Consider the following 994-nt stretch of genomic DNA (forward strand, 5'->3'; position numbering starts at 1 on the left):
CGGCCACGGCCTCGGCTGAGGCACCCGCTCCGGGGTCGACGGCGAACCACCGGCGCGCGACCCACAAGGACACGTAGACCAGGCCGACGAGCACCGGGACCTCGATCAGCGGCCCCACCACTCCAGCCAGCGCCTCGGCGGAGGCAGCACCGAACGTACCGATCGCTACGGCGATCGCGAGCTCGAAGTTGTTGCCCGCCGCGGTGAACGCGAGAGTCGCGGAGCGGGCGTAGCCGAGGCCCAGCGTCTTGCCGAGCACGATCCCGGCGCCCCACATCACGGCGAAGTACACGAGCAGCGGCAGCGCTATCCGCACCACGTCGAGGGGATTCGACGTCACCGCGTCGCCCTGGAGCGCGAACAGCAGCACGATCGTGAAGAGCAGCCCGTACAGGGCCCACGGCCCGACCCGCGGGACGAACTTCTCCTCGTACCACTCACGGCCCTTGGCACGTTCCCCGACCCAGCGAGACGCCAGCCCCGCCACGAGCGGGATGCCGAGGAACACCAGCACGTTGAGCGCGATCTGACCGACCGAGACGTCGAGCCCCTGGCTGTCAAGGCCGAGCCAGCCGGGCAGCACCGTGAGGTAGAACCAGCCCAGCAGCGAGAACGCGACCACCTGGAAGACGGAGTTGATCGCGACGAGGATCGCGGCGGCCTCGCGGTCCCCGCACGCCAGGTCGTTCCAGATCACCACCATCGCGATGCAGCGGGCCAGGCCCACGATGATGAGGCCGGTGCGGTACTCGGGCAGGTCGGGCAGGAACGTCCAGGCCAGCGTGAACATCAGTGCCGGGCCGACGATCCAGTTCAGCAGGAGCGAAGAGACGAGCAGCTTCTTGTCCCCGGTGACGGCGGCGACCTTGTCGTACCGGACCTTCGCCAACACCGGGTACATCATGACCAGCAGGCCCAGGGCGATCGGGACCGAGATGCCGCCGACCTCCATCGAGGCCAGCACGTCCGAGATCCCAGGGATGAACCGCCCGAC

1 protein-coding gene is annotated in these 994 nt (G+C 68.9%); it reads right to left on the reverse strand.

What is annotated here, in order from left to right:
- Positions 1–994: ACR3 family arsenite efflux transporter (gene arsB, locus ACLQ14_RS19420; protein ID WP_425816097.1), on the reverse strand; the 994-nt coding region annotated here is incomplete at both ends.

It is taken from the genome of Luteimicrobium sp. DT211, assembly GCF_049844995.1.
GTDB lineage: Bacteria > Actinomycetota > Actinomycetes > Actinomycetales > Cellulomonadaceae > Luteimicrobium.